Source organism: Telluria sp. GW821-FHT07G12, assembly GCF_059418525.1.
Map to the genome: position 1 here is coordinate 449,227 of NZ_JBWKQA010000004.1, position 20,859 is coordinate 470,085.

The 20,859-nt window shown below is 64.0% G+C and carries 27 protein-coding genes; 25 read left to right on the forward strand and 2 right to left on the reverse strand.

The genetic code is table 11. The features are described from left to right. The first annotated feature begins 105 nt into the window (after positions 1–105). A complete protein-coding gene (locus tag AC07PE_RS17865; RefSeq protein ID WP_498766848.1) occupies positions 106–978 on the forward strand; it encodes an aldo/keto reductase family oxidoreductase in 873 nt (290 codons plus the stop codon). 2 nt (positions 979–980) lie between these two features. Here AC07PE_RS17865 and AC07PE_RS17870 read toward each other — a convergent pair whose 3' ends face one another. Then, positions 981–1,718, reverse strand: a complete 738-nt coding sequence (locus AC07PE_RS17870) for a dienelactone hydrolase family protein (protein ID WP_498766850.1) — start codon at positions 1,716–1,718, stop codon at positions 981–983. Positions 1,719–2,025: 307 nt separating this feature from the next. Between AC07PE_RS17870 and AC07PE_RS17875 the strand changes: the two genes are divergently transcribed. The 24 genes from AC07PE_RS17875 (at position 2,026) to tatC (ending at position 18,936) form a co-directional block, all read left to right on the forward strand. After that, positions 2,026–2,829, forward strand: a complete 804-nt coding sequence (locus tag AC07PE_RS17875) for an ABC transporter ATP-binding protein (protein ID WP_498766852.1) — start codon at positions 2,026–2,028, stop codon at positions 2,827–2,829. Beyond that, positions 2,826–3,608, forward strand: a complete 783-nt coding sequence (mlaE, locus tag AC07PE_RS17880; protein ID WP_498766854.1) for a lipid asymmetry maintenance ABC transporter permease subunit MlaE — start codon at positions 2,826–2,828, stop codon at positions 3,606–3,608. The genes AC07PE_RS17875 and mlaE overlap by 4 nt, the downstream gene beginning before the upstream one ends. Positions 3,609–3,653: 45 nt before the next feature. Then, positions 3,654–4,127 carry an outer membrane lipid asymmetry maintenance protein MlaD gene (mlaD, locus tag AC07PE_RS17885; RefSeq protein ID WP_498766856.1) on the forward strand — a complete coding sequence of 158 codons (474 nt, stop codon included), beginning with the start codon at positions 3,654–3,656 and terminating at the stop codon, positions 4,125–4,127. After that, positions 4,124–5,011, forward strand: a complete 888-nt coding sequence (locus AC07PE_RS17890) for an MlaA family lipoprotein (protein ID WP_498766858.1) — start codon at positions 4,124–4,126, stop codon at positions 5,009–5,011. Before mlaD ends, AC07PE_RS17890 begins: the two co-directional genes overlap by 4 nt. A gap of 38 nt (positions 5,012–5,049) precedes the next feature. Next, the gene (locus AC07PE_RS17895) at positions 5,050–5,700 is read left to right on the forward strand and encodes an MlaC/ttg2D family ABC transporter substrate-binding protein (RefSeq protein ID WP_498766860.1); all 651 of its coding nucleotides are present in this window, start codon (positions 5,050–5,052) and stop codon (positions 5,698–5,700) included. Positions 5,701–5,702: 2 nt separating this feature from the next. Next, entirely contained in the window at positions 5,703–5,978 is a 276-nt protein-coding gene (locus AC07PE_RS17900) for an STAS domain-containing protein (RefSeq protein ID WP_498766862.1), read from the forward strand. 140 nt (positions 5,979–6,118) lie between these two features. Continuing rightward, a complete protein-coding gene (locus AC07PE_RS17905) occupies positions 6,119–7,054 on the forward strand; it encodes an ABC transporter ATP-binding protein (protein WP_498766864.1) in 936 nt (311 codons plus the stop codon). Beyond that, the gene (locus AC07PE_RS17910) at positions 7,051–7,818 is read left to right on the forward strand and encodes an ABC transporter permease (protein WP_498766866.1); all 768 of its coding nucleotides are present in this window, start codon (positions 7,051–7,053) and stop codon (positions 7,816–7,818) included. Before AC07PE_RS17905 ends, AC07PE_RS17910 begins: the two co-directional genes overlap by 4 nt. A 19-nt stretch (positions 7,819–7,837) precedes the next feature. Continuing rightward, positions 7,838–8,074, forward strand: a complete 237-nt coding sequence (locus AC07PE_RS17915) for a BolA family protein (RefSeq protein WP_498766868.1) — start codon at positions 7,838–7,840, stop codon at positions 8,072–8,074. A 4-nt stretch (positions 8,075–8,078) separates the two neighbouring features. Continuing rightward, complete coding sequence (gene murA, locus AC07PE_RS17920; RefSeq protein ID WP_498766870.1) at positions 8,079–9,329, forward strand: UDP-N-acetylglucosamine 1-carboxyvinyltransferase; 1,251 nt, start codon at positions 8,079–8,081, stop codon at positions 9,327–9,329. A gap of 1 nt (position 9,330) precedes the next feature. Then, positions 9,331–9,996, forward strand: coding sequence for an ATP phosphoribosyltransferase (hisG, locus tag AC07PE_RS17925; RefSeq protein WP_498766872.1), 666 nt, complete (start codon positions 9,331–9,333; stop codon positions 9,994–9,996). A 3-nt stretch (positions 9,997–9,999) separates the two neighbouring features. After that, positions 10,000–11,340: a histidinol dehydrogenase gene (gene hisD / locus AC07PE_RS17930; RefSeq protein ID WP_498766874.1), complete on the forward strand. Its 1,341-nt coding sequence runs from the start codon at positions 10,000–10,002 to the stop codon at positions 11,338–11,340. Then, positions 11,337–12,167: a DNA-methyltransferase gene (locus AC07PE_RS17935; protein ID WP_498766876.1), complete on the forward strand. Its 831-nt coding sequence runs from the start codon at positions 11,337–11,339 to the stop codon at positions 12,165–12,167. The genes hisD and AC07PE_RS17935 overlap by 4 nt, the downstream gene beginning before the upstream one ends. Next, positions 12,164–13,252, forward strand: coding sequence for a histidinol-phosphate transaminase (gene hisC, locus AC07PE_RS17940; RefSeq protein WP_498766878.1), 1,089 nt, complete (start codon positions 12,164–12,166; stop codon positions 13,250–13,252). The genes AC07PE_RS17935 and hisC overlap by 4 nt, the downstream gene beginning before the upstream one ends. Next, positions 13,252–13,842, forward strand: coding sequence for an imidazoleglycerol-phosphate dehydratase HisB (gene hisB, locus AC07PE_RS17945; protein WP_498766880.1), 591 nt, complete (start codon positions 13,252–13,254; stop codon positions 13,840–13,842). The genes hisC and hisB overlap by 1 nt, the downstream gene beginning before the upstream one ends. Before the next feature lie 10 nt (positions 13,843–13,852). Continuing rightward, positions 13,853–14,494 (forward strand): imidazole glycerol phosphate synthase subunit HisH, encoded by a 642-nt coding sequence (hisH, locus tag AC07PE_RS17950; RefSeq protein ID WP_498766881.1) that lies wholly within the window; start codon positions 13,853–13,855, stop codon positions 14,492–14,494. 12 nt (positions 14,495–14,506) lie between these two features. Further along, entirely contained in the window at positions 14,507–15,283 is a 777-nt protein-coding gene (gene hisA, locus AC07PE_RS17955) for a 1-(5-phosphoribosyl)-5-[(5-phosphoribosylamino)methylideneamino]imidazole-4-carboxamide isomerase (protein ID WP_441935262.1), read from the forward strand. A gap of 12 nt (positions 15,284–15,295) precedes the next feature. Next, a complete protein-coding gene (hisF, locus tag AC07PE_RS17960) occupies positions 15,296–16,057 on the forward strand; it encodes an imidazole glycerol phosphate synthase subunit HisF (RefSeq protein ID WP_498766883.1) in 762 nt (253 codons plus the stop codon). Positions 16,058–16,083: 26 nt separating this feature from the next. After that, complete coding sequence (hisI, locus tag AC07PE_RS17965; protein ID WP_498766885.1) at positions 16,084–16,524, forward strand: phosphoribosyl-AMP cyclohydrolase; 441 nt, start codon at positions 16,084–16,086, stop codon at positions 16,522–16,524. A gap of 11 nt (positions 16,525–16,535) precedes the next feature. After that, a complete protein-coding gene (locus AC07PE_RS17970) occupies positions 16,536–16,874 on the forward strand; it encodes a phosphoribosyl-ATP diphosphatase (RefSeq protein ID WP_498766887.1) in 339 nt (112 codons plus the stop codon). 55 nt (positions 16,875–16,929) lie between these two features. Next, positions 16,930–17,304, forward strand: a complete 375-nt coding sequence (locus AC07PE_RS17975) for a histidine triad nucleotide-binding protein (protein ID WP_498766889.1) — start codon at positions 16,930–16,932, stop codon at positions 17,302–17,304. 104 nt (positions 17,305–17,408) lie between these two features. Beyond that, positions 17,409–17,657, forward strand: coding sequence for a Sec-independent protein translocase subunit TatA (gene tatA, locus AC07PE_RS17980; protein ID WP_498766891.1), 249 nt, complete (start codon positions 17,409–17,411; stop codon positions 17,655–17,657). A 9-nt stretch (positions 17,658–17,666) separates the two neighbouring features. Then, on the forward strand, positions 17,667–18,176 hold the full coding sequence (gene tatB / locus AC07PE_RS17985) for a Sec-independent protein translocase protein TatB (protein WP_498766893.1): 510 nt from the start codon (positions 17,667–17,669) through the stop codon (positions 18,174–18,176). A gap of 7 nt (positions 18,177–18,183) precedes the next feature. Beyond that, positions 18,184–18,936, forward strand: coding sequence for a twin-arginine translocase subunit TatC (tatC, locus tag AC07PE_RS17990; protein ID WP_498766895.1), 753 nt, complete (start codon positions 18,184–18,186; stop codon positions 18,934–18,936). A 56-nt stretch (positions 18,937–18,992) separates the two neighbouring features. Here tatC and AC07PE_RS17995 read toward each other — a convergent pair whose 3' ends face one another. Further along, complete coding sequence (locus AC07PE_RS17995; RefSeq protein WP_498766897.1) at positions 18,993–20,741, reverse strand: extracellular catalytic domain type 1 short-chain-length polyhydroxyalkanoate depolymerase; 1,749 nt, start codon at positions 20,739–20,741, stop codon at positions 18,993–18,995. Positions 20,742–20,859: the final 118 nt, after the last annotated feature.

Sequence of the window (20,859 nt, forward strand, 5' to 3'; positions counted from 1 at the left end):
GGTGATTGTCCTGATTTCGGCACAAGTTGTGCAATTGCTAGATATTGTCGCACAACACCCAGCGGCCTAGACTGCGTTCATTCACTCACGCTTCAAGGAGAAAACATGGACACGGCAAAACAGGCAGGCAGGTTTCACATCGGCGATCTGAGCGTCAAGCGCATGGGCTACGGCGCCATGCAACTGGCCGGTCCCCACGTCTTTGGGCCGCCGAAAAATCGCGAGGAAGCGCTGGATGTCCTGCGCGAAGCGGTGGCCAGCGGCGTCGATCATATCGATACCAGCGATTTCTACGGCCCGCACATCACCAACCAGCTGATTCGCGAAGCCCTGCATCCGTACACCGAGGATCTGACCATCGTCACCAAGATCGGCGCGCGGCGCGGCGCCGACGGCGCCTGGCTGCCGGCGCAATCGCCGGAAGAACTGGAGGCGGCGGTCCACGACAACCTGCGCAATCTCGGACTGGACGTACTCGATGTGGTCAACATGCGCCTGATGTTCGATGTGATGGGCCCGGCGGAAGGCGACATCGAAGCGCAGATCAGCAAACTGGCGGAGATGCGACAGCGCGGCCTGATCCGCCACATTGGCCTCAGCAATGCTACGCCGGCCCAGGTCAGGCAGGCGCGCGGCATTGCCGATATCGCCTGCGTGCAGAACCAGTACAACCTGGTCCATCGCGGCGACGATGCACTGATCGACCAACTGGCCAAGGATGGCATCGCCTACGTGCCTTTCTTTCCATTGGGCGGCTTTTCGCCTTTGCAGTCCTCGATTCTGGCGGAGGTCGCAGAAGAACTCGGGGCGACCACGATGCAAACCGCGCTGGCCTGGCTGCTGCAGCGTTCGCCGAACATCCTGCTGATTCCCGGTACATCGTCGGTGGCCCATTTGCGCCAGAACATCGCGGCGGCAAGTCTGCAACTGCCGGCCGACGCTGTGCAAAAGCTGAACGGGATTGCGGCTTCAAGCTGACATCAATGAGCTGCGTCACCTGACACACCCGTGCGGGCAAAATGCCCGCTGAACCACACGCTCGCCAGGCGCGCCACTTCTTCCAGGGTGCCGGGCTCCTCGAACAAATGGGTGGCCCCGGGGACGATCGCCAGTTCGCGCGGACAGTTCAACTGATCGAAGGCGTGCCGGTTCAGGTCGATCACGCCATCGTCATTACCGCCGACGATGAGCAGGGTCGGCGCCGTCACGCCATGCAGGGCCGAGAGGCCGGCGAGGTCCGGCCGGCCGCCGCGCGAGACCACCGCGGCGATCGAGGGGTAGGGGCCGGGATGGCCGGGGATCAGCTGGCCGAGGTAGGGCTCGCCCAGATGCGGCTCGCCCGCCAGGCGCAGGGCCGCGGCGGCGCCGGTGCTGGCGCCGAACAGGCCCAGCGGCAGCTGCGCGGTGGCCGTTTCGCGCGCCAGCCAGCGCGCCGCCGTGCGCAGGCGCAGGGTCAGCAGGGCGATGTCGAAGCGGGTGTCGGGGTGGGTTTCTTCTTCGGCGCTGAGCAGGTCCAGCAGCAGGATGCCGATGCCGGCCTCGCGCAGGATGCGGGCCACGTAGTTATTACGCGGGCTGAGCCGGCTGCTGCCGCTGCCATGGGCGAACAGGACGATGCCGAGCGGCTCGTGCGGAAGCTCCAGCATGCCTTCCATGTTGGTGTCGTCGTGCTGGATGTGGATCAAGGCCTTGGCGTTCACGGCGCCCTCCCACCTCATTCGACCCATGATACGCCCAAAAATTCAGCCCACGTACGCCCCCTTTGATAGGGGAATTGTGGGCCACGGCGCGCTAGACTATGTCCTTGTTTCCATAGGGAATTTGTTAAGAAAATTTATCATGATGCAACAATGTGAGGTATGCATATCTCATTTAAAACAAATACTTACGTAAAGAAATTATCTGACTCATTGTTCAGCAATGTTGTAATATCACGTCGATTGACGCGCCGGAATTGGGCTGCCTCCAGCAGGGATTAACGTTTCTGCACTACAATACGAGATTCACCAAATACCAATATTCACTGTGTCCAACCTTGTCGAAATCCGCGATCTGCATTTTTCGTATGGAGATCGCCCCATCCTGTCGAATCTGAGCATGGATTTCCCGCGCGGCAAGCTGATTGCCGTAATGGGCGGTTCCGGCTCCGGCAAGACGACGGTGCTGCGCCTGATCGGCGGGCAGATCCGTCCCCAGCGCGGCACGGTCTCGGTGAATGGCGAAGTCGTCCACCAGCTCGATACGGAAAACCTGTACCGCCTGCGCCGCAAGATGGGCATGCTGTTCCAGTTCGGCGCCCTGTTCACCGACCTGACGGTGTTCGAAAACGTGGCCTTCCCGCTGCGCGAACATACCGACCTGCCGGAAGAAGTGCTGCGCGACCTGGTCCTGATGCGCCTCAACGCCGTGGGCCTGCGCAATGCCGCCAAGCTGAAACCGAACGAGATCTCGGGCGGCATGGCGCGCCGCGTGGCGCTGGCCCGTGCGATCGCACTCGATCCGGAACTGATCATGTACGACGAGCCCTTCGCCGGCCTGGACCCGATCTCGATGGGCGTGACCGCCAACCTGATCCGTAACCTGAACGACACCCTGGGCTCGACCTCGATCCTGGTCTCGCACGACGTGAACGAAACCTTCAGCATCGCCGACTACGTATACTTCCTGTCCGGCGGCAAGATCGTCGCCCAGGGCACGCCGGCGGAAATGCGCGCTTCAAACGATCCGTACGTAAAACAGTTCGTCAATGCCGAGCCGGACGGTCCGGTGCCCTTCCACTATCCGGGTAAATCGCTGGCGGAAGACCTGGGCCTGGGAGGCAAGCAATGATCGCGCGCTTCCTGGCCTTCATCGGCGCCTTCGTGCTGGACACCATCGCCCGCATCGGCTTCGTCACCCGCTCCTTCGTCAAGCTGCTGGGCCGGCTGCCCGGCGCGCTGAAGCGCCCGACCCTGATCTCGGAACAAGTCCACTTCATCGGCAATTATTCGCTCCTGATCATCGTCGTGTCCGGCCTGTTCGTCGGCATGGTGCTGGGTCTGCAGGGCTATTACACGCTGAGCCAGTTCGGCGCCGACGAGAAACTCGGCCAGCTGGTGGCGCTGTCGCTGCTGCGCGAACTCGGCCCGGTCGTCACCGCGCTGCTGTTCGCGGGCCGCGCCGGCACTTCGCTGACCGCTGAAATCGGCCTCATGAAAGCCGGCGAGCAGCTGTCGGCGATGGAAATGATGGCCGTGAACCCGATCCAGCGCGTGCTGGCGCCGCGTTTCTGGGGCGGCATGATCGCCATGCCGGTGCTGGCGACGATCTTTTCCGCCATCGGCATCATCGGCGGCTACCTGGTCGGCGTGCAGCTGATCGGCGTGGACGAGGGCGCGTTCTGGTCCCAGATGCAGGGCAATATCGACGTGCGCCGCGACATCCTGAACGGCGTCCTGAAGAGCTTCGTGTTCGGCGTGGCCGTCACCTTTACGGCGCTGTTCCAGGGTTATGAAGCGCAGCCGACGCCGGAAGGCGTGTCGCGCGCGACGACCCGCACCGTGGTGATCGCCTCGCTGATGGTCCTGGCGCTCGACTTCGTCATGACTGCGTTAATGTTCAACAAGTAATTAGAACTTTGGCTGATTAATCGCCGCTATATATTAGGAAATCTTATGCATCGCAAAACTATTGACGTCTGGGTCGGACTTTTCGTCCTGTTGGGTGCGGTATCGCTCCTTTTCCTCGCACTTAAGGCGGGTAACATGAGCACTATTTCGTTCACGAAGACGTATGCGATCATTGGCAAGTTCGACAACATCGGCGGTTTGAAGCCACAGTCGCCGGTCAAGAGCGCAGGCGTGGTCGTGGGCCGCGTCGGCGACATCAGCTTCGACGACAAGACCTTCGCCGCAATGGTGCGTCTCGACATGAATCCGGCCTACAAGTTTCCGAAAGACAGCTCGCTGAAGATCCTGACCTCCGGCCTGCTGGGCGAACAGTACGTCGGCATCGAAGCCGGCGGCGACACCAACAACCTGGCCGAAGGCGACCGCATCACCCGCACGCAGTCGGCGGCGGTGCTGGAAGACCTGATCAACCAATTTATCTATAGCAAAGCAGCAGATGGAAAGGATGGAGAGAAATGAGCATTCGTAACGCACTGACGCTGGCAGTCGGAGCTGCCGTGCTGAGCGGCTGCGCGACCTCCGCCAATCCGCGCGACCCGTTCGAGAAATTCAACCGCGCGGTCTTCAACTTCAACGATGCGGTCGACCGCACCGCCCTGAAGCCGGCCGCCACCGCCTACAAGAACGTCACCCCGGACTTCGTCCAGACTGGCGTGAACAATTTCTTTGGCAACTTGTCGGACCTGTGGAGCTCGGTTAACAACTTCGCCCAGCTCAAGGGCCAGGACGGCCTGAACGATTTCACCCGTTTTGCCGTGAACTCGACCCTGGGCCTGGCGGGCGTGCTCGACATCGCGACCCCGGCCGGCCTGCGCAAGCATAACGAAGACCTGGGCCAGACCCTGGGTTACTGGGGCGTGCCAAGCGGTCCCTACTTGATGTTGCCGCTGTTGGGCCCATCTACGATCCGCGACACCGCGGTGCTGCCGGGCGACTGGTGGGGCGACGCCTGGACCCACGTGAACGACATCCCGTGGCGTAACAGCGGCATCGTGCTGCGCGCCGTCGACCAGCGCGCCAGCGTGCTGGACGCCTCGAACCTGCTCGAAGACGCTGCCCTCGACCGCTACGAATTCATTCGCGACGGTTACCTGCAGCGCCGCAGCAGCAAGGTGCTGGACACGGATAAAGCCCAGGTCCGTGCCGAGAAGGTGCAGGAAAAGCTGGACAAGGTGCAGGAAAAGGTCGAGCAGAAGCTGGGCGTGAAGAAGACGCAGAACCCGGACGACGCCGCTCCCGAAGCAGCACCGGCCGCGCAGGACCAGGCCCCGGCGCAGCAGCAGTCGGCGCCAAATAATCCGCCGACGCCGGCGCCCGTGTCATCCGAACCGGTGCAAAAGTAGTTAACGAGGTACAGCCTCAACCAAGATAAAGGAAGCGTATGAAGCCTATCGCACAACTGATCGTGACTGCCGCCGTGGCGGCCTTTTCCACCAGCGTGATCGCTGCTCCGGCTGCGGCCACCAACGAAGCGCCGGACGTGCTGGTCAAGCGCGTCAGCACCGACGTGATCGACTCGGTCAAGGCCGACAAGGAGATCCAGGCCGGTAACAGCCGCAAGATCATCGACCTGGTCAACACCAAGATCCTGCCGTATGTCGATTCCGACAAGATGACCGCGCAGGCGGCCGGCCGCTTCTGGCGTCAGGCGACCCCGGAACAGCAGAAGCAACTGTCGGAAGAATTCCGCCAGCTGCTGATCTACACCTATTCGGGCGCGCTCTCGCAGATCAAGAACGAAACCATCGAATTCAAGCCCTTCCGCGCCGACCCGGCCGATACCGAAGTCGAGGTGAAGTCGCAGGTCAACCTGACCCGCGGCGAGCCGATCACCCTGAACTACCGCCTGAGCAAGGGCGCGCAGGGCTGGAAGATCTTCGACCTGAACGTGATGGGCGCCTGGCTGGTCGAGACCTACAAGTCGACCTTCGCCTCGGAAATCGGCAAGGGCGGCGTCGATGGCCTGATCAAGAAGCTGCATGACCGTAACCAGCAGCTGGCCACCAAGCCGCTGAAGGCGCCGTCGAAGTAAGCATGGCCGAGTCGAATCCCATGCTGTCGCTGGATGCCCTGACCTTCCAGAACGCCCAGGCGGCGCTGGAGCAGGGCTGCGCCGCCTTGAGCGCCGGCGAGACCGTGTTCGATCTCGGCGGCGTCCGCGCCGCCGATTCCGCGGCCCTGGCGCTGATGCTGGCATGGCAGCGCCGCGCCCAGACCCACGGGCGCAGGCTCACCTTCATCAATGTGCCGGCCAACGTCGATGCGCTGGCGCGCCTGTACGGCGTAGATGGCCTGATCGGTCGGGCGTAATCGTCAGCCTTACGTGGGCACGGGGTGCCCACCCTACTGCCTGGCATCATGGCGGGGCGCTTGCCGACCCGTCATGACGTTTTCTTCTATAATGGCTCGTTTCCCCTGCACGGTCCGCCACCCCGGCGCGCCCCTTTCGCATGACAGCCATCCAGATAGACAGCGTCGAGAAAAGCTACAAGGGTTTTAAAGCCCTCAAGGGCGTCTCGCTCACCATCGAACAAGGCGAGTTCTTTGGCCTGCTCGGCCCGAACGGCGCCGGCAAGACCACCCTCATTTCCTGCATCGCGGGCCTGATCCGCCCGGACGTCGGCAGCGTGCGCATTCACGGCCACGACGTCGTCAAGGATTTCCGTTCGGCGCGCATGGCGCTCGGCGTGGTGCCGCAGGAGCTGGTGTTCGATCCCTTCTTCACGGTGCGCGAGACGCTGCGCCTGCAGTCCGGCTACTTCGGCCTGAAGAACAACGACAAGTGGATCGACGAGGTCATGGAAAACCTCGACCTCACCGCCAAGGCCGACGTCAACATGCGCGCCCTGTCCGGCGGCATGAAGCGGCGCGTGCTGGTGGCCCAGGCCCTGGTGCACAAACCGCCCGTGATCGTGCTGGACGAACCGACCGCCGGCGTCGACGTCGAACTGCGACAGACCCTGTGGAAGTTCATCTCGCGCCTGAACAAGGAAGGCCACACCGTCGTCCTCACCACCCACTACCTGGAAGAAGCCCAGGCCATGTGCCAGCGCGTGGCCATGCTCAAGACCGGCAACGTGGTGGCGCTGGACACCATGTCGCAGCTGCTGCGCCGCGTGTCGGGCTCCTCGCTGATCGTGCACCTGAAGCAGGGCGGGCTGCCGGAAGGCCTGCGCCACCTGGTCGCGCACGACGAGCATGACGACGCCTCGAAGCCGAACGGGCAGGGCAACAAGTACACGCTGCGCGTCAACGAATACGGCGAAGTGGAGCACATCCTGGCGCGCCTGCGCGAATCCGGCGCCCAGATCGACGAAATGCAACTGCAGCAGGCCGACCTTGAAGATATCTTTATCCAGATCATGGAAGGGGCACCCATCCGATGAATTTCTTCTCCGTGGGTTTCCGCACCCTGTTCTACAAAGAGATCCTGCGCTTCTGGAAGGTCGCCACCCAGACCATCGCCGCGCCCATCGTCACCTCGATGCTCTACCTGCTGATCTTCGGCCACGTGCTCGAAGGCCGTGTGCAGATGCTCGAAGGCGTCGACTACACCGCCTTCCTGATCCCGGGCCTGGTGATGATGAGCGTGCTGCAGAACGCCTTCGCCAATTCCTCGTCCTCGCTGATCCAGTCGAAAATTACCGGCAACCTGGTGTTCATCCTGCTGCCGCCGCTGTCGCACTGGGAGATCCTGTCGGCCTACGTGACGGCCTCGATCGTGCGCGGCCTGTCGGTCGGCCTGGGCGTGTTCGTCATCACCGCCTGGTTCGCCCACCTGTCCTTCACCTTCCCGCTGTGGATCATCGTGTTCGCACTGCTGGGCGCGGCCATTCTCGGCGCGATGGGCGTGATTGCCGGTATCTGGGCCGAGAAGTTCGACCAGCTGGCCGCGTTCCAGAACTTTTTGATCATGCCTGCAACATTTTTGGCCGGCGTGTTCTATTCGATTAAGAAACTGCCCCCGTTCTGGCTGGCAGTCTCGCATTTCAACCCGTTCTTTTATATGATTGACGGGTTCCGTTACGGTTTCTTCGGCAAGTCGGACGTCTCGCCCTGGACCAGCCTGGCCATCGTCGCCGTGTTCTTCGTGGTGCTGGCAGGCGTCGCCATCAATATGCTCCGCCGCGGCTACAAGCTGCGCCACTAAGATTTATTCAACATTCATCATGGCTACCACACCTGAACTCATCCACGGCTACATCAAGGCCGGCATGGACACCACCCACCTCGAAGTGGAAGGCGACGGCCAGCATTTCAGCGCCGTCATCGTGTCGCCCAGCTTTGCCGGCAAGAGCCGCATCCAGCGCCACCAGATCGTCTACGCCGCTCTCGGCGACCGCATGCGCGAAGAGATCCACGCGCTGTCGATGAAGACCCTGACCCCTGAAGAGTACCAAGGATAAGCATATGGACAAGCTCCAGATCACCGGCGGCAAGCGCCTGAACGGCGACATCCGCATCTCGGGCGCCAAGAACGCCGCGCTGCCCATCCTGTGCGCCGGCCTGCTGACGGGCGGCGACCTCGAACTGACGAACGTGCCGCGCCTGCACGACGTGCGCACCATGCTCAAGCTGCTCGAGCAGACCGGCCTGAAAGTCACCCAGGACGACGAGAACGTCACCCTGAACGGCGCCAACATCACCAGCCTGGAAGCGCCGTACGAGCTGGTGAAGACCATGCGCGCCTCGATCCTGGTGCTGGGTCCGATGCTGGCGCGCTTCGGCGAAGCCAAGGTCTCGCTGCCGGGCGGCTGCGCGATCGGTTCGCGTCCGGTCGACCAGCACATCAAGGGCCTGCGCGCGATGGGCGCCGAGATCACGATCGAAGGCGGTTACATCCACGCCAAGTGCCCGAAGCTGAAGGGCGCGCGCATCCACACCGACATGATCACCGTGACCGGCACCGAGAACCTGCTGATGGCGGCGGTCCTGGCCGAAGGCGAGACCGTGCTGGAAAACGCCGCGCGCGAGCCGGAAGTGACCGACCTGGCCAACATGCTGGTGGCGATGGGCGCCAAGATCGAAGGCATCGGCACCGACCGCCTGGTGATCCAGGGCGTCGAGTCCCTGCATGGCACCAGGCACGCCGTGATCTCGGACCGCATCGAGGCCGCCACCTTCCTGTGCGCCGTGGCGGCCACCGGCGGCGACATCCGCATCACCAACACCCGCACCGACATCTTCGACGTCGCGCTGGATAAACTGCGCCAGGTGGGCCTGCAGCTGGATATCGAAAGCAACGCCATTCGCGCGCGCATGGACGGCCGTCCGCATCCGGTGTCCTTCCGCACCACCGAGTATCCTGGCTTCCCGACCGACATGCAGGCCCAGTTCATGGCCGTGAACATCATCGCCGACGGCCCGAGCCGCGTGACCGAGACCATCTTCGAGAACCGATTCATGCACGTGCAGGAGATGAATCGCCTGGGCGCGCAGATTTCGACCGAGGGCAACACCGCCTTCATGCGCGGTGTCGAGCGCCTGGTGGGCGCGCCGGTAATGGCGACCGACCTGCGCGCCTCGGCCTCGCTGGTGATCGCCGGCCTGGCCGCCGAAGGCACGACCATCGTCGACCGTATCTATCACCTGGATCGTGGCTACGATCGCATGGAAGCCAAGCTGTCGGCGGTGGGCGCCGATATCGTCCGCATCAAATAATATGACCAAGACCGACAGCAACCAGCTGATCCTCGCCCTGTCGAAGGGCCGCATCTTCGAAGACACCCTGCCGCTGCTGGCCGCGGCAGGCATCGAGGTGCTGGAAAATCCGGAAACCTCGCGCAAGCTGATCCTCGCGACCAACGACCCCGGCGTGCGCGTGCTGATCGTCCGCGCCACCGACGTGCCGACCTATGTCCAGTACGGCGCCGCCGACTTCGGCGTGGCCGGCAAGGACGTGCTGCTCGAGCATGGCGGCGAGGGCCTGTACCAGCCGGTCGACCTGCGCATCGCCTGCTGCCGCATGTCGGTGGCGGTGAATGCCGGCTTCGACTACGAGAACGCGGTGCGCCAGGGCGCGCGCCTGCGCGTGGCCACCAAGTTCGTGAACACCGCGCGCGAGCACTTCGCCAAGAAGGGCGTGCACGTCGATCTGATTAAACTGTATGGCTCGATGGAGCTGGCGCCGCTGGTCGGCCTGTCGGACGCCATCGTCGACGTGGTCTCGACCGGCGGCACCCTGCGCGCCAACAACCTGGTCGAAGTCGAGAAGATCATGGAGATCTCGTCGCGCCTGGTGGTCAACCAGGCCGCGCTCAAGCTCAAGCGCGAGCGCCTGCAACCCATCATTGAGGCCTTCGAACGCGCCTCCAAGCAGCAAGGTTAAGCAATGACAGTACAGGTCCAAGTCAGGGTCAATAAGCTCGATTCCACCGCCTCCGATTTCAAGCAGCAGCTGACGAAACTGCTGGCTTTCGAAGCGGAGACTGACGACGCCATCGAGTCCGCCGTCGGCAAGATCCTCGCCGACGTCAAGGCGCGCGGCGATGCGGCCGTGCTGGAGTACACCAACAAATTTGACCGCATCCCCGGCGGTGGCGCCAGCAGCATGGCCGCCTTCGACCTGGGCCAGGACGAGCTGCAGGCCGCGCTGGCCTCGCTGCCGGAAGCCCAGCGCGCCGCGCTGCAGACGGCAGCAAGCCGCATCCGCGTGTTCCATGAGCGCCAGAAGCAGGAGCTGAACGGTTTCACTTACACCGAGCCGGACGGCACGGTACTCGGCCAGCGCGTGACCCCGCTGGACCGCGTCGGCATCTATGTCCCGGGCGGCAAGGCGGCGTATCCGTCGTCGGTGCTGATGAACGCGATCCCGGCGCAAGTGGCCGGCGTGAAGGACATCGTGATGGTGGTGCCGACCCCGGACGGCATCAAGAACAGCATGGTGCTGGCTGCCGCGGCGATCGCCGGCGTGACCCGCGTGATCACCATCGGCGGCGCCCAGGCCGTGGCCGCGCTGGCCTACGGCACCGAGACCATCCCTGCCGTGGACAAGATTGTCGGCCCGGGCAACGCCTACGTGGCCGCCGCCAAGCGCCGCGTGTTCGGCACCGTCGGCATCGACATGATCGCCGGTCCGTCCGAAATCCTGGTGCTGTGCGACGGCACGACCGATCCGGACTGGGTGGCGATGGACCTGTTCTCGCAGGCCGAGCACGACGAGCTGGCCCAGGCCATCCTGCTGTGCCCGGACGCGGACTACATCGCGCAGGTCGAAGCCAGCATTCATAAACTGCTGCCGACCATGCCGCGCAAGGACACGATCACGATCTCGCTGACGGACCGCGGCGCCCTGATCAAGGTGCGTGACATGGAAGAGGCTTGCGCGATCGCCAACGACATCGCCGCCGAGCACCTCGAGATTTCGGCTGCCGAGCCGCAGCAGTGGGCCGACCAGATCCGCCACGCGGGCGCGATGTTCCTGGGCCGCTTCTCGTCGGAGTCGCTGGGCGATTACTGCTGCGGCCCGAACCACGTGCTGCCGACTTCGCGCACGGCGCGCTTCTCGTCGCCGCTGGGCGTGTACGATTTCCAGAAGCGCTCGTCGGTGCTGTTCGTGTCCGAAGCCGGCGCCCAGACCCTGGGCAAGGTGGCGGCCGAGCTGGCGTATGGAGAAGGCCTGCAGGCGCACGCCCGCAGCGCAGAGCTGCGTATCAAACAAGACAAATCATGACCGCGTGGGTCGACCGGGTCTTCTGCGAGGATGCGCTTGAAGGGATGGCGCGCATCCCCGATGGCTCCATCGACCTGATCCTGACCGACCCGCCCTATAACCTCGGCAAGGACTACGGCAACGCCTCCGACCAGCAGAGCGTGGACGACTACCTGGCCTGGACCGAGCGCTGGATCGACATCGCGCTGCCCAAGCTGAAGCCCAACGGCAGCCTGTACATCTTCCTCACCTGGCGCTTCGCGCCGGAGATCTTCGTCATGCTGAAAAAGCGCCTGACGATGATGAACGAGATCATCTGGGACCGCCGGGTGCCCTCGATGGGCGGCAGCACCCGCAGCTTCAGCTCGGTGCACGACACCATCGGCTTCTTCGTGAAGCGCAAGGACTATTATTTCGACCTGGACGCCGTGCGCATCCCGTACGACGCCGAAACCAAGAAGGCCCGCTCGCGTTCGATTTTCATCGGCGCCAAGTGGCTGGAGGTCGGCTATAACCCGAAGGACCTGTGGAGCGTCTCGCGCCTGCACCGCGAACATGCGGAGCGGGTCGATCATCCCACCCAGAAGCCGCTCGAGATCATCGAGCGCATGCTGAAGGCCTCGTGCCCGCCGGGCGGGGTGGTGCTGGACCCCTTCATGGGCAGCGGCACCACGGCGCTGGCGGCGCGGCGGCTGGGCAGGCACTTCGTCGGCTTCGAGCTGAACCAGGATTATTGCGAGATCATTCAGCAGCGGCTGGCTGCGCCGGAAGCGCCGGCGAAGAAGAAAGCTGTAGCCCGCAAGAAGGACAAAATTTCCGTTACCACTCCCGAAGGAGCAACATCATGACCGACATCGACACCCTCATCGCCAACACGATCCGCGAAGACGTCCGTGCCGGCCATATCTACAACGTCCCGGACGCTAGCGGCTACATCAAGCTGGACGCGATGGAAAACCCCTACCAGCTGCCGGACCACCTGCGCCAGGAGCTGGCCACGCGCCTGGCCGATGCCGTGCTGAACCGCTATCCGGTGGCCTCCTACAGCACGCTCAAGCAGAAGATTCGCGACAAGCTGGGCGTGCCCAAGGGCTACGATGTCATCCTCGGCAACGGCTCGGACGAGATCATCAGCATCATCGCCACCGCCACTGCGCGCCAGGACAAGCGCGCCGTGCTGATGGCGCCGAGCCCGGCCTTCGTGATGTTCAAGCGCTCGGCCGAGTTCGCCGGCATGGACTACGTGGGCGTGCCCCTGAAAGCCGATTTCACGCTCGACCGCGAGGCGATGCTGGCGGCGATCGCCAAGCACAAGCCGGCAGTGGTGTTCCTGGCCTACCCGAACAACCCGACCGGCAATCTGTACGATGAAGCCGACATGATCGCCATCATCGAGGCGCTGGGCGACACCGGCATCGCGGTGGTCGACGAGGCCTACCAGCCCTTCGCCCGCACCAGCTTCATGGACCGCCTGCCGCAGTACCCGAACCTGATGGTGATGCGCACGCTCTCGAAGCTGGGCCTGGCCGGCATCCGCCTTGGCTACCTGGCGGCCGCGCCGGCCCTCCTGGAGCAGTTCGACAAGGTACGCCCGCCCTACAACGTCAATGTGCTGACCCAGGTGGCGGCCGAGTTCGCGCTGGACCATATTGCCGTGCTGAACGAGCAGGCCGCCAAGCTGAACGAAGCACGCGGCGAGCTGGCGGCGGCGCTGGCAGCGCTGCCTGGCGTGACCGTGTTCCCGTCGAGCGCAAATTTCATTACCTTCCGTGTAGCGGACGCCGAGCGGACCTGCGCTAAACTGTTCGCCGAACGGGTACTGATTAAAAATTTGAGTAAAATGCATGAATTGCTGGCCAACTGCATCCGCGTGACGGTCAGCACCCCGGAAGAAAATTCCGTATTCCTGAATGCCCTGAAGGCTTCCCTGTAATGACCCGCACCGCAGAAATCACGCGCAATACCAGCGAGACGCAAATCCGCGTTTCCCTGAATCTCGACGGCACCGGCCGCCAGAAACTCAACACCGGCGTGCCCTTCCTGGACCACATGCTGGACCAGATCGCCCGCCATGGCCTGATCGACCTCGAAGTCGAGGCCGTCGGCGACCTGCACATCGACGATCACCATACCGTCGAGGACACCGGCATCACGCTGGGCATGGCGGTCGCCAAGGCGATCGGCGACAAGAAAGGCATCCGCCGCTACGGCCATGCCTACGTGCCGCTGGACGAGGCGCTGTCGCGCGTCGTGATCGACTTTTCCGGCCGCCCGGGCCTGGACTGGCATGTGCCCTTCACCCGCGCCACCATTGGCAAGTTCGACGTCGACCTGACCATCGAATTCTTCCGCGGCTTCGTCAACCACGCCGGCGTGACCCTGCACGTGGACAACCTGCGTGGCGTGAACGCCCACCACCAGTGCGAGACCGTGTTCAAAGCATTTGGTAGAGCCCTGCGCATGGCTTCCGAGCTCGACGAGCGCGCGCTCGGCACGATCCCATCGACCAAGGGCAGCCTGTAAGCGACCGATCATGGCCAATAAAATTGTTGTGGTCGACGGCTTGGGCAACCTGCGCTCGGTGGCGCAGGCGCTGCGCGCCGCCGATCCTGAAGCGGACGTGATCGTCTCGAGCCTGGCTGCCGACATCGATGCGGCCGACCGCGTCGTGCTGCCGGGGCAGGGCGCCATGCGCGACTGCATGAGCAGCCTGCGCGAATCCGGCGCCGAAGATGCCGTGCTGCGCGCCATGAAGACGCGCCCGGTGATGGGCGTGTGCGTCGGCGAGCAGATGCTGTTCGATGCGAGCGAAGAGAACGAGGGCACGCCCGGCCTGGGCCTGCTGCCCGGTAAGGTCGTGCGCTTCCAGCTCGACGGCAAGCTGCAGCCCGACGGCTCGCGCTTCAAGGTCCCGCAGATGGGCTGGAACCGCGTGCGCCAGGTGCGCGCGCACCCGCTGTGGGATGGCGTCGAGGACGGCGCATACTTCTATTTCGTGCACAGCTATTACGCCCAGCCGGCCAACCCGGCGGACACGATCGGCGAAGCCGACTACGGCGGCGCCTATTGCTGCGCAGTCGCGCGCGATAACATCGTCGCCACCCAGTTTCACCCCGAGAAAAGCGCGGCCGCCGGCTTGCGCCTGTATCGCAATTTCATCCACTGGAAACCCTAACCTTTTACGACCATGCTGCTGATCCCCGCCATCGACCTGAAAGACGGTCACTGCGTTCGCCTGAAACAAGGCGATATGGACCTCGCCACCGTGTTCTCCGAAGATCCCGCCGAGATGGCGCTGCACTGGCTCAAGAAGGGCGCGCGCCGCCTCCACCTGGTCGACCTGAACGGTGCGTTCGCGGGCAAGCCGAAGAACGAGGACGCCATCAAATCCATCCTGCAGGTGGTGCAGGAATACGCTACCGAGAATGACCTGGACGAGATCCCGGTCCAGCTGGGCGGGGGCATCCGCGACCTCGACACTATCGAGCGCTACCTGGACGACGGCATCACCTACATCATCGTCGGCACAGCCGCCGTGAAGAACCCGGGTTTCCTGCACGACGCCTGCGGCGCCTTCCCGGGCTCGATCATCGTCGGCCTGGATGCCAAGGACGGTAAAGTGGCCACCGACGGCTGGAGCAAGATGTCCGGCCACGAAGTCATCGACCTGGCCAAGAAATTCGAAGGCTACGGCGTCGAGTCGATCGTCTACACCGACATCGGCCGCGACGGCATGATGGGCGGCGTGAACATCGAAGCGACCGTGCGCCTGGCGCAAGCTGTCAAGATCCCGATCATCGCTTCCGGCGGCCTGCACAACCTGGCCGACGTCGAAGCGCTGTGCGCGGTGCAGGACGAAGGCATCGAAGGCGTCATCTGCGGCCGTTCGATTTATGAAGGAACGCTCGACCTGGCCAGTGCGCAGGAGCGCGCCGACGAGCTGACCGAAGGCGCCCAAGCCTAACCTGAAGATTCTATGCTCGCAAAACGCATCATCCCCTGTCTCGACGTCACCGGCGGCCGCGTGGTCAAGGGCGTCAATTTCACCGAGCTGCGCGACGCCGGCGACCCGGTCGAGATCGCACGCCGCTACGATGGCCAGGGCGCCGACGAGATCACCTTCCTCGACATCACCGCCTCGAGCGACGGCCGCGACCTGATCCTGCCGATCATCGAAGCGGTCGCCTCCACCGTCTTCATCCCGCTGACAGTGGGCGGCGGCGTGCGCAAGGTCGAGGACGTGCGCCGCCTGCTGAACGCCGGCGCCGACAAGGTCTCGATGAACACCTCGGCGGTGACCAATCCGCAGCTGGTGTACGAGGCTTCGCAGAAGCACGGTTCGCAATGCATCGTGGTGGCGATCGACGCCAAGCAGGTTGCGCCCGGCAAGTGGGAAGTGTTTACCCACGGCGGCCGCAACGCGACCGGCCTCGATGCCGTCGAGTGGGCGAAAAAGATGGAAAGCCTGGGCGCCGGCGAGCTGCTGCTGACCAGCATGGACCGCGACGGCACCAAGTCCGGCTTCGACCTGGGCCTGACGCGCGCCGTTTCGGACGCGGTCGGCATTTCCGTGATCGCCTCCGGCGGCGTCGGCGGCCTGCAGGACCTGGCCGACGGCATCCTGGAAGGCCACGCCGATGCGGTGCTGGCCGCCAGCATCTTCCACTACGGGCAGCACACGGTCGGCGAAGCCAAGCGCTTCATGAGCGAGCGCGGCATCCCGATGAGATTGAACTGAGCTGGACTGAACTGGACACGACACAGATGGTTACCCCGACGACGACCCCATCGATCCCGGCCCAGCCCTGGCTGAAGAAAATCCAGTGGGACGAACACGGCCTGGTGCCGGTGATCGCCCAGGAAGCGGGCAGCGGCGACATCCTGATGTTCGCCTGGATGAACCGCGAAGCCCTGGCCAAGACCGTGGAGCTGGGCGAAGCGGTGTACTGGAGCCGCTCGCGCAAGAAGCTGTGGCACAAGGGCGAGGAATCCGGCCATGTGCAGAAGGTGCTGGAAATCCGCCTCGACTGCGATGAAGACGTGGTGTTGCTGAAGGTCGAGCAGGCCGGCGGCATCGCCTGCCATACAGGCCGCCACTCCTGCTTCTTCCAGAAGTTCGACGGCGCTGACTGGCATGACGCCGAGCCCGTGCTGAAGGACCCGGACGCGATCTACACCACGCCAAAACCGAAGAAAACGCTTTAAAAGACAGACCTATGAGCACCACCCTGAACCGCCTGGCGGCGGTGATCGAATCGCGCAAGCCGGAAAACGGCGGCGATCCGGACAAATCCTATGTCGCCCGCCTGTTCGCCAAAGGCGACGACGCGATCCTCAAGAAGATCGGTGAAGAAGCGACCGAGACCGTGATGGCGGCCAAGGACGTGCGCGCCGGCGCCGACGCCTCCAAGCTGCTGTACGAAGTGGCCGACCTGTGGTTCCATTCTGCCGTGTTGCTGGCGCGCTTCGGCCTGACGCCGGAGCAGGTGCTGGACGAACTGGCGCGCCGCGAAGGCCTTTCCGGCATCGAGGAAAAAGCTTCCCGCAAAGAATGACCGTCACGGCACTGTCATCCGATCCGAATAACATATTGTGCTGACTGGAGAGAACATGGACAACTGCATCTTCTGCAAGATCGCTGCCAAGCAGATTCCGGCGGGCGTGGTGTACGAGGACGAGGAACTGCTGGCGTTCAAGGACATCAACCCGGCCGCGCCGGTTCACCTGCTGATCATTCCGAAACAGCACGTGGCCACGCTGTCCGACTGCACGGATGCGCACGCGGCGGTTCTCGGGAAGATGCTGGCCCTGGCGCCGAAACTGGCTGCCGAGCATGGTATCTCCGTCAAGCAAGGTCCCGACGGCCAGCGCAGCGGCGGCTTCAAGACCCTGATCAACAGTGGTCCGGACGGCGGCCAGGAGGTTTACCACCTGCACCTGCACGTGTATGGTGGAAAGCGCCCCTGGCGTGGGCTCGGGACTTGATGCGCGGGACTTAACTACTGGAAAGAAGCCATGCCGGGTAATCATCGCTTATACTGCGCATAGGCTTCATGCGAATTCGGGCGTAGGCCCGCAAGGAGAAAACAATGGGTTCGTTTAGTATTTGGCACTGGCTGATCGTGCTGGTGGTGGTGGTCCTGGTGTTCGGTACCGGCAAGCTGAAGAACGCAGGTTCCGACCTGGGCAAGGCCGTCAAGGGCTTCAAGGACGGCGTGAAGGGCAGCGAAGACGAGCGCCAGGCGAATGCCAACGTGCCGCCGGTGCCGCCGCAGCAGGTCGCCGACAAGTCGCAGACCACGATCGACGTCGAAACGCGCGAAAAGAACCGCTCGTAATCGCCTTCCATGATCGATCTCGGGCTTTCCAAACTTGCCGTCATCGGGGTGGTCGCGCTGATCGTGATCGGCCCCGAGCGTCTGCCCAAGGTGGCGCGCATGGCCGGCACCCTGTACGGCCGCGCCCAGCGCTACCTGCACGAGGTGAAGTCGGAAGTCTCGCGCGAGATCGAAATGGAAGAGCTGCGCAACCTGCACAAGGAAGTGCAGGAAACCGCGCACAGCTTCAAGACCGAGGTCGAAAGCTTCGGCTCGGAGGTCGAGAACACGGTCTCGTCGCACCTGGGCGAGGTCGAATCGGCCTGGCGCGGGGATAGCGCCTCCTCGTATGCGCCCTCGGTCTCGCCGGACGACATCGATCGCAAGGCGCGCGAATTCCGCCGCAAGAAGCTGGTCAAGACCTCCAGCATTCCATCCTGGTACAAGAACCGCCACGGCGGCCGCCAGCACGTGCTGTCGGGCGCGGCGCGCGTGCGCAAGTTCCGCCCCGGCGCCAAGTCCAACACTTCCTTTTTCTAGAGTCTAGATGACCGACGAAGCTGCAGGCGAAACTTTCATTTCGCACCTGGTCGAATTGCGCGACCGCCTGGTCAAGGCCGTGATCGGGGTCGCCATCGTCTGCATTGCCCTGCTGGCGTGGCCGGGCCCGGCGCAGATCTACGATTACCTGGCCGCGCCCATGCTGGCTTCGCTGCCGGTGGGCGCCAAGATGATCGCCACCGGCGTCAGCGCGCCCTTCCTGGTGCCGATGAAGGTAACCCTGGTGCTGGCGCTGATCCTGTCGCTGCCCTGGGTCTTCTACCAGGCCTGGGCCTTCGTCGCTCCCGGCCTGTACACGCACGAAAAGCGCCTGGTGCTGCCGCTGGTGATCTCGTCTTCGCTGCTGTTCATCGCCGGTGTCGCGTTCTGCTACTTCTTCGTGTTCGGGCGGGTGTTCCACTTCATCGCCAACTTCGCCCCGACTTCGATCGCGGTCATGCCCGACATCGAGAACTATCTCGACTTCGTGATCTCGATGTGCCTGGCCTTCGGCGCCACCTTCGAGGTGCCGGTGGTGGTCGTGATCCTGGTCCGGATGGGCATCGTCAGCGTCGAAAAACTGAAATCCTTCCGTCCCTACATCATCGTCGGCGCCTTCGTGATCGCCGCCGTCGTCACGCCGCCGGACGTGGTCAGCCAGCTGGCCCTGGCAGTGCCGATGTGGCTGCTGTTCGAACTGGGCCTGCTGCTGGCGCCGGTGTTCGTGCGCGTGACGCGCGCGCCGGAAGAACACGCCTGATTCGGTCCTTTCCCTGATCCGGTAAAAAGCGGCGCCCTCGAGCGCCGCTTGTCATTTCAGGGGCAGCTGCCGATCACGTAATAGCCCGGCGAGGTCTGGGCCAGCGTGCTCGTATAAAAGGTATTGTCCAGTCCCATGTTCTGGTTCGAGCCATTCGCCAGCGCGTAGCCGCCGCTGTCGTGCGCACGCCCGGCCTGCACGTGGGCGTAGTTGCTGGCGCTGGTTGCCGTGCAGGTCCAGCTCGACTTGGTGGTCGCATTCACCGCAGACGACAGGGCCGACTCGCCGCTGCTGCCCGTCGACGAGACCTGGTAGCTGTAGGTGGTGCTGGCCGCCAGGCTGCCGTCCGTGTAGCTAGTGGCGGTGACCGCGCTGGCGTTGACGCGCGTGCCGTTGCGGTAGACGTTGTAGCCGGTGGCGCCGCTGGCCGCGCTCCAGTTCAGGGTCACGCTGTTCGAGGTGGTGCTGCCGACTGCCAGGCCGGCCGGCGGCTGCAAGGCGGGTGCGCTGCCGACCAGGAACTGGGCGATGCTGCAGGCGCTGGACGTCAGGCCGGTGCCACTGTCGGTAGCCGTCACGCTGCCCGTGTAGTAGCCATTGGCCAGGTTGGCGTAGGCCTTGCTGAAGCTGGCGCCGCTGCCGGCGGCGGCATCGTTGACGGCGGTCGGGCCGTTCAAGGTCACGCGGTAGCTGGAGATGGTGCCGGCCGTATCGGACCCGGTGCCGGAGATGGTGGCGGTGCTGCCGGATACGCTGGCGCTGCAGCTGTTCACGGTCGGCGGCGCCACGCGCGCCACGCGCAGATTGTTCTTGAACCAGAAATCCATCACGAAGGCCGGATAGTTGACGTGGGTGGCGTCGACGTAATTGCTGTTCTGGCCGCCCGTGCCGGCCGGCCAGGCATGGCCCATGCCCGTCACCGTGATCTCGCTGGTGCGCAGCTTGCCGTTGGCATCCGTGTAGGGGACGTTGCTGCCGCCGGTGGCGACGGTCATGGTCGTGCCCTTGGTGTAGGTGCCGCCGTAGGCCAGGCGCATCGCCTGTGCATCCAGCGGCCCGTATTGCTGGGACACGGTGTAGTCGCTGGTGCCCCAGATCACGCCGGCGATCTGGGTCGAGAAGGACGACGCATTGCTGCCGGCCAGGGCCTTGCAGTTGTTGGCCGCCGTGGTGGCCGTGTAGCCGGACGGGACGGAGCTGATCTGCAGGGTCGTGGTGCCCGGCGGCGGCCCGGCGTTGATGCCGGCGCCGGCGAAGATGTCCGGCGCCAGGCAGGCCAGGACCATGGTCTCGCCGCCGCCCGAGGACAGGCCGGCCACGTAGACCTGCTTGGGATCGATCGCGTACTGGGCGTTGCCGACAAAGCGCTGGATCAGGTCGAGCAGCACGCCCTCGTGGCCGGTGGTGCGGCTGTGATTGGTGCGGCTGTAGTCCCAGCAGTGGCTGCCGGAGACGTTGCCGGTAGCGTTGGGCGCCAGGATCACGGCGCCGTATTGGTCGGCTACCGTCTTCCAGTTGAAACCCGCGTCACTGGTGCCGTCGATGACGTCGCCGCTGGCGGTCTGGGCGCAGCCATGCAGCACCAGCACCAGGGCGCGCTTGCCGGCCAAAGTCGGTTGCGTCGACGGCCAGTAGAAATAGCCGGTCAGGTTGCCGCCGTTGACCGCATCCGCGGCCCAGGTCTGATTGCTGCTCCAGGCGCCGGGACCGGCGGTGACCTGGGCTTGTGCCGTACTGGCGCAGGCGAGGAGGGCGAATGAGGCTGCGGCCAGCCGGGCGGCCGTCCGTTTGAAAGTGAATGCCATGCTTGGAGTCTCCGTTTGTTTTATCGATGGTCGTGCGCCGGTCGGGCGGGTGCCGCCCGGGTGGTGCAGGAATCAGTGTAGGAGGCGGGCCCATGCATACAAGGCGCGCGCGAGCACG

Excerpts from the sequence above, each read along its gene's own strand:
- AC07PE_RS17915 (WP_498766868.1), top strand. The coding sequence starts at position 7,838 with ATGGCTACCACACCTGAACTCATCCACGGCTACATCAAGGCCGGCATG.
- AC07PE_RS17870 (WP_498766850.1), bottom strand. The coding sequence starts at position 1,718 with ATGAGGTGGGAGGGCGCCGTGAACGCCAAGGCCTTGATCCACATCCAG.
- murA (WP_498766870.1), top strand. The coding sequence starts at position 8,079 with ATGGACAAGCTCCAGATCACCGGCGGCAAGCGCCTGAACGGCGACATC.
- tatC (WP_498766895.1), top strand. The coding sequence starts at position 18,184 with ATGACCGACGAAGCTGCAGGCGAAACTTTCATTTCGCACCTGGTCGAA.
- mlaE (WP_498766854.1), top strand. The coding sequence starts at position 2,826 with ATGATCGCGCGCTTCCTGGCCTTCATCGGCGCCTTCGTGCTGGACACC.
- hisG (WP_498766872.1), top strand. The coding sequence starts at position 9,331 with ATGACCAAGACCGACAGCAACCAGCTGATCCTCGCCCTGTCGAAGGGC.
- AC07PE_RS17970 (WP_498766887.1), top strand. The coding sequence starts at position 16,536 with ATGAGCACCACCCTGAACCGCCTGGCGGCGGTGATCGAATCGCGCAAG.
- AC07PE_RS17975 (WP_498766889.1), top strand. The coding sequence starts at position 16,930 with ATGGACAACTGCATCTTCTGCAAGATCGCTGCCAAGCAGATTCCGGCG.
- hisH (WP_498766881.1), top strand. The coding sequence starts at position 13,853 with ATGGCCAATAAAATTGTTGTGGTCGACGGCTTGGGCAACCTGCGCTCG.
- AC07PE_RS17910 (WP_498766866.1), top strand. The coding sequence starts at position 7,051 with ATGAATTTCTTCTCCGTGGGTTTCCGCACCCTGTTCTACAAAGAGATC.
- tatA (WP_498766891.1), top strand. The coding sequence starts at position 17,409 with ATGGGTTCGTTTAGTATTTGGCACTGGCTGATCGTGCTGGTGGTGGTG.
- hisI (WP_498766885.1), top strand. The coding sequence starts at position 16,084 with ATGGTTACCCCGACGACGACCCCATCGATCCCGGCCCAGCCCTGGCTG.
- AC07PE_RS17895 (WP_498766860.1), top strand. The coding sequence starts at position 5,050 with ATGAAGCCTATCGCACAACTGATCGTGACTGCCGCCGTGGCGGCCTTT.
- AC07PE_RS17995 (WP_498766897.1), bottom strand. The coding sequence starts at position 20,741 with ATGGCATTCACTTTCAAACGGACGGCCGCCCGGCTGGCCGCAGCCTCA.
- hisC (WP_498766878.1), top strand. The coding sequence starts at position 12,164 with ATGACCGACATCGACACCCTCATCGCCAACACGATCCGCGAAGACGTC.
- tatB (WP_498766893.1), top strand. The coding sequence starts at position 17,667 with ATGATCGATCTCGGGCTTTCCAAACTTGCCGTCATCGGGGTGGTCGCG.
- AC07PE_RS17865 (WP_498766848.1), top strand. The coding sequence starts at position 106 with ATGGACACGGCAAAACAGGCAGGCAGGTTTCACATCGGCGATCTGAGC.
- hisF (WP_498766883.1), top strand. The coding sequence starts at position 15,296 with ATGCTCGCAAAACGCATCATCCCCTGTCTCGACGTCACCGGCGGCCGC.
- hisD (WP_498766874.1), top strand. The coding sequence starts at position 10,000 with ATGACAGTACAGGTCCAAGTCAGGGTCAATAAGCTCGATTCCACCGCC.
- mlaD (WP_498766856.1), top strand. The coding sequence starts at position 3,654 with ATGCATCGCAAAACTATTGACGTCTGGGTCGGACTTTTCGTCCTGTTG.
- hisB (WP_498766880.1), top strand. The coding sequence starts at position 13,252 with ATGACCCGCACCGCAGAAATCACGCGCAATACCAGCGAGACGCAAATC.
- AC07PE_RS17900 (WP_498766862.1), top strand. The coding sequence starts at position 5,703 with ATGGCCGAGTCGAATCCCATGCTGTCGCTGGATGCCCTGACCTTCCAG.
- AC07PE_RS17890 (WP_498766858.1), top strand. The coding sequence starts at position 4,124 with ATGAGCATTCGTAACGCACTGACGCTGGCAGTCGGAGCTGCCGTGCTG.
- AC07PE_RS17935 (WP_498766876.1), top strand. The coding sequence starts at position 11,337 with ATGACCGCGTGGGTCGACCGGGTCTTCTGCGAGGATGCGCTTGAAGGG.
- AC07PE_RS17905 (WP_498766864.1), top strand. The coding sequence starts at position 6,119 with ATGACAGCCATCCAGATAGACAGCGTCGAGAAAAGCTACAAGGGTTTT.
- hisA (WP_441935262.1), top strand. The coding sequence starts at position 14,507 with ATGCTGCTGATCCCCGCCATCGACCTGAAAGACGGTCACTGCGTTCGC.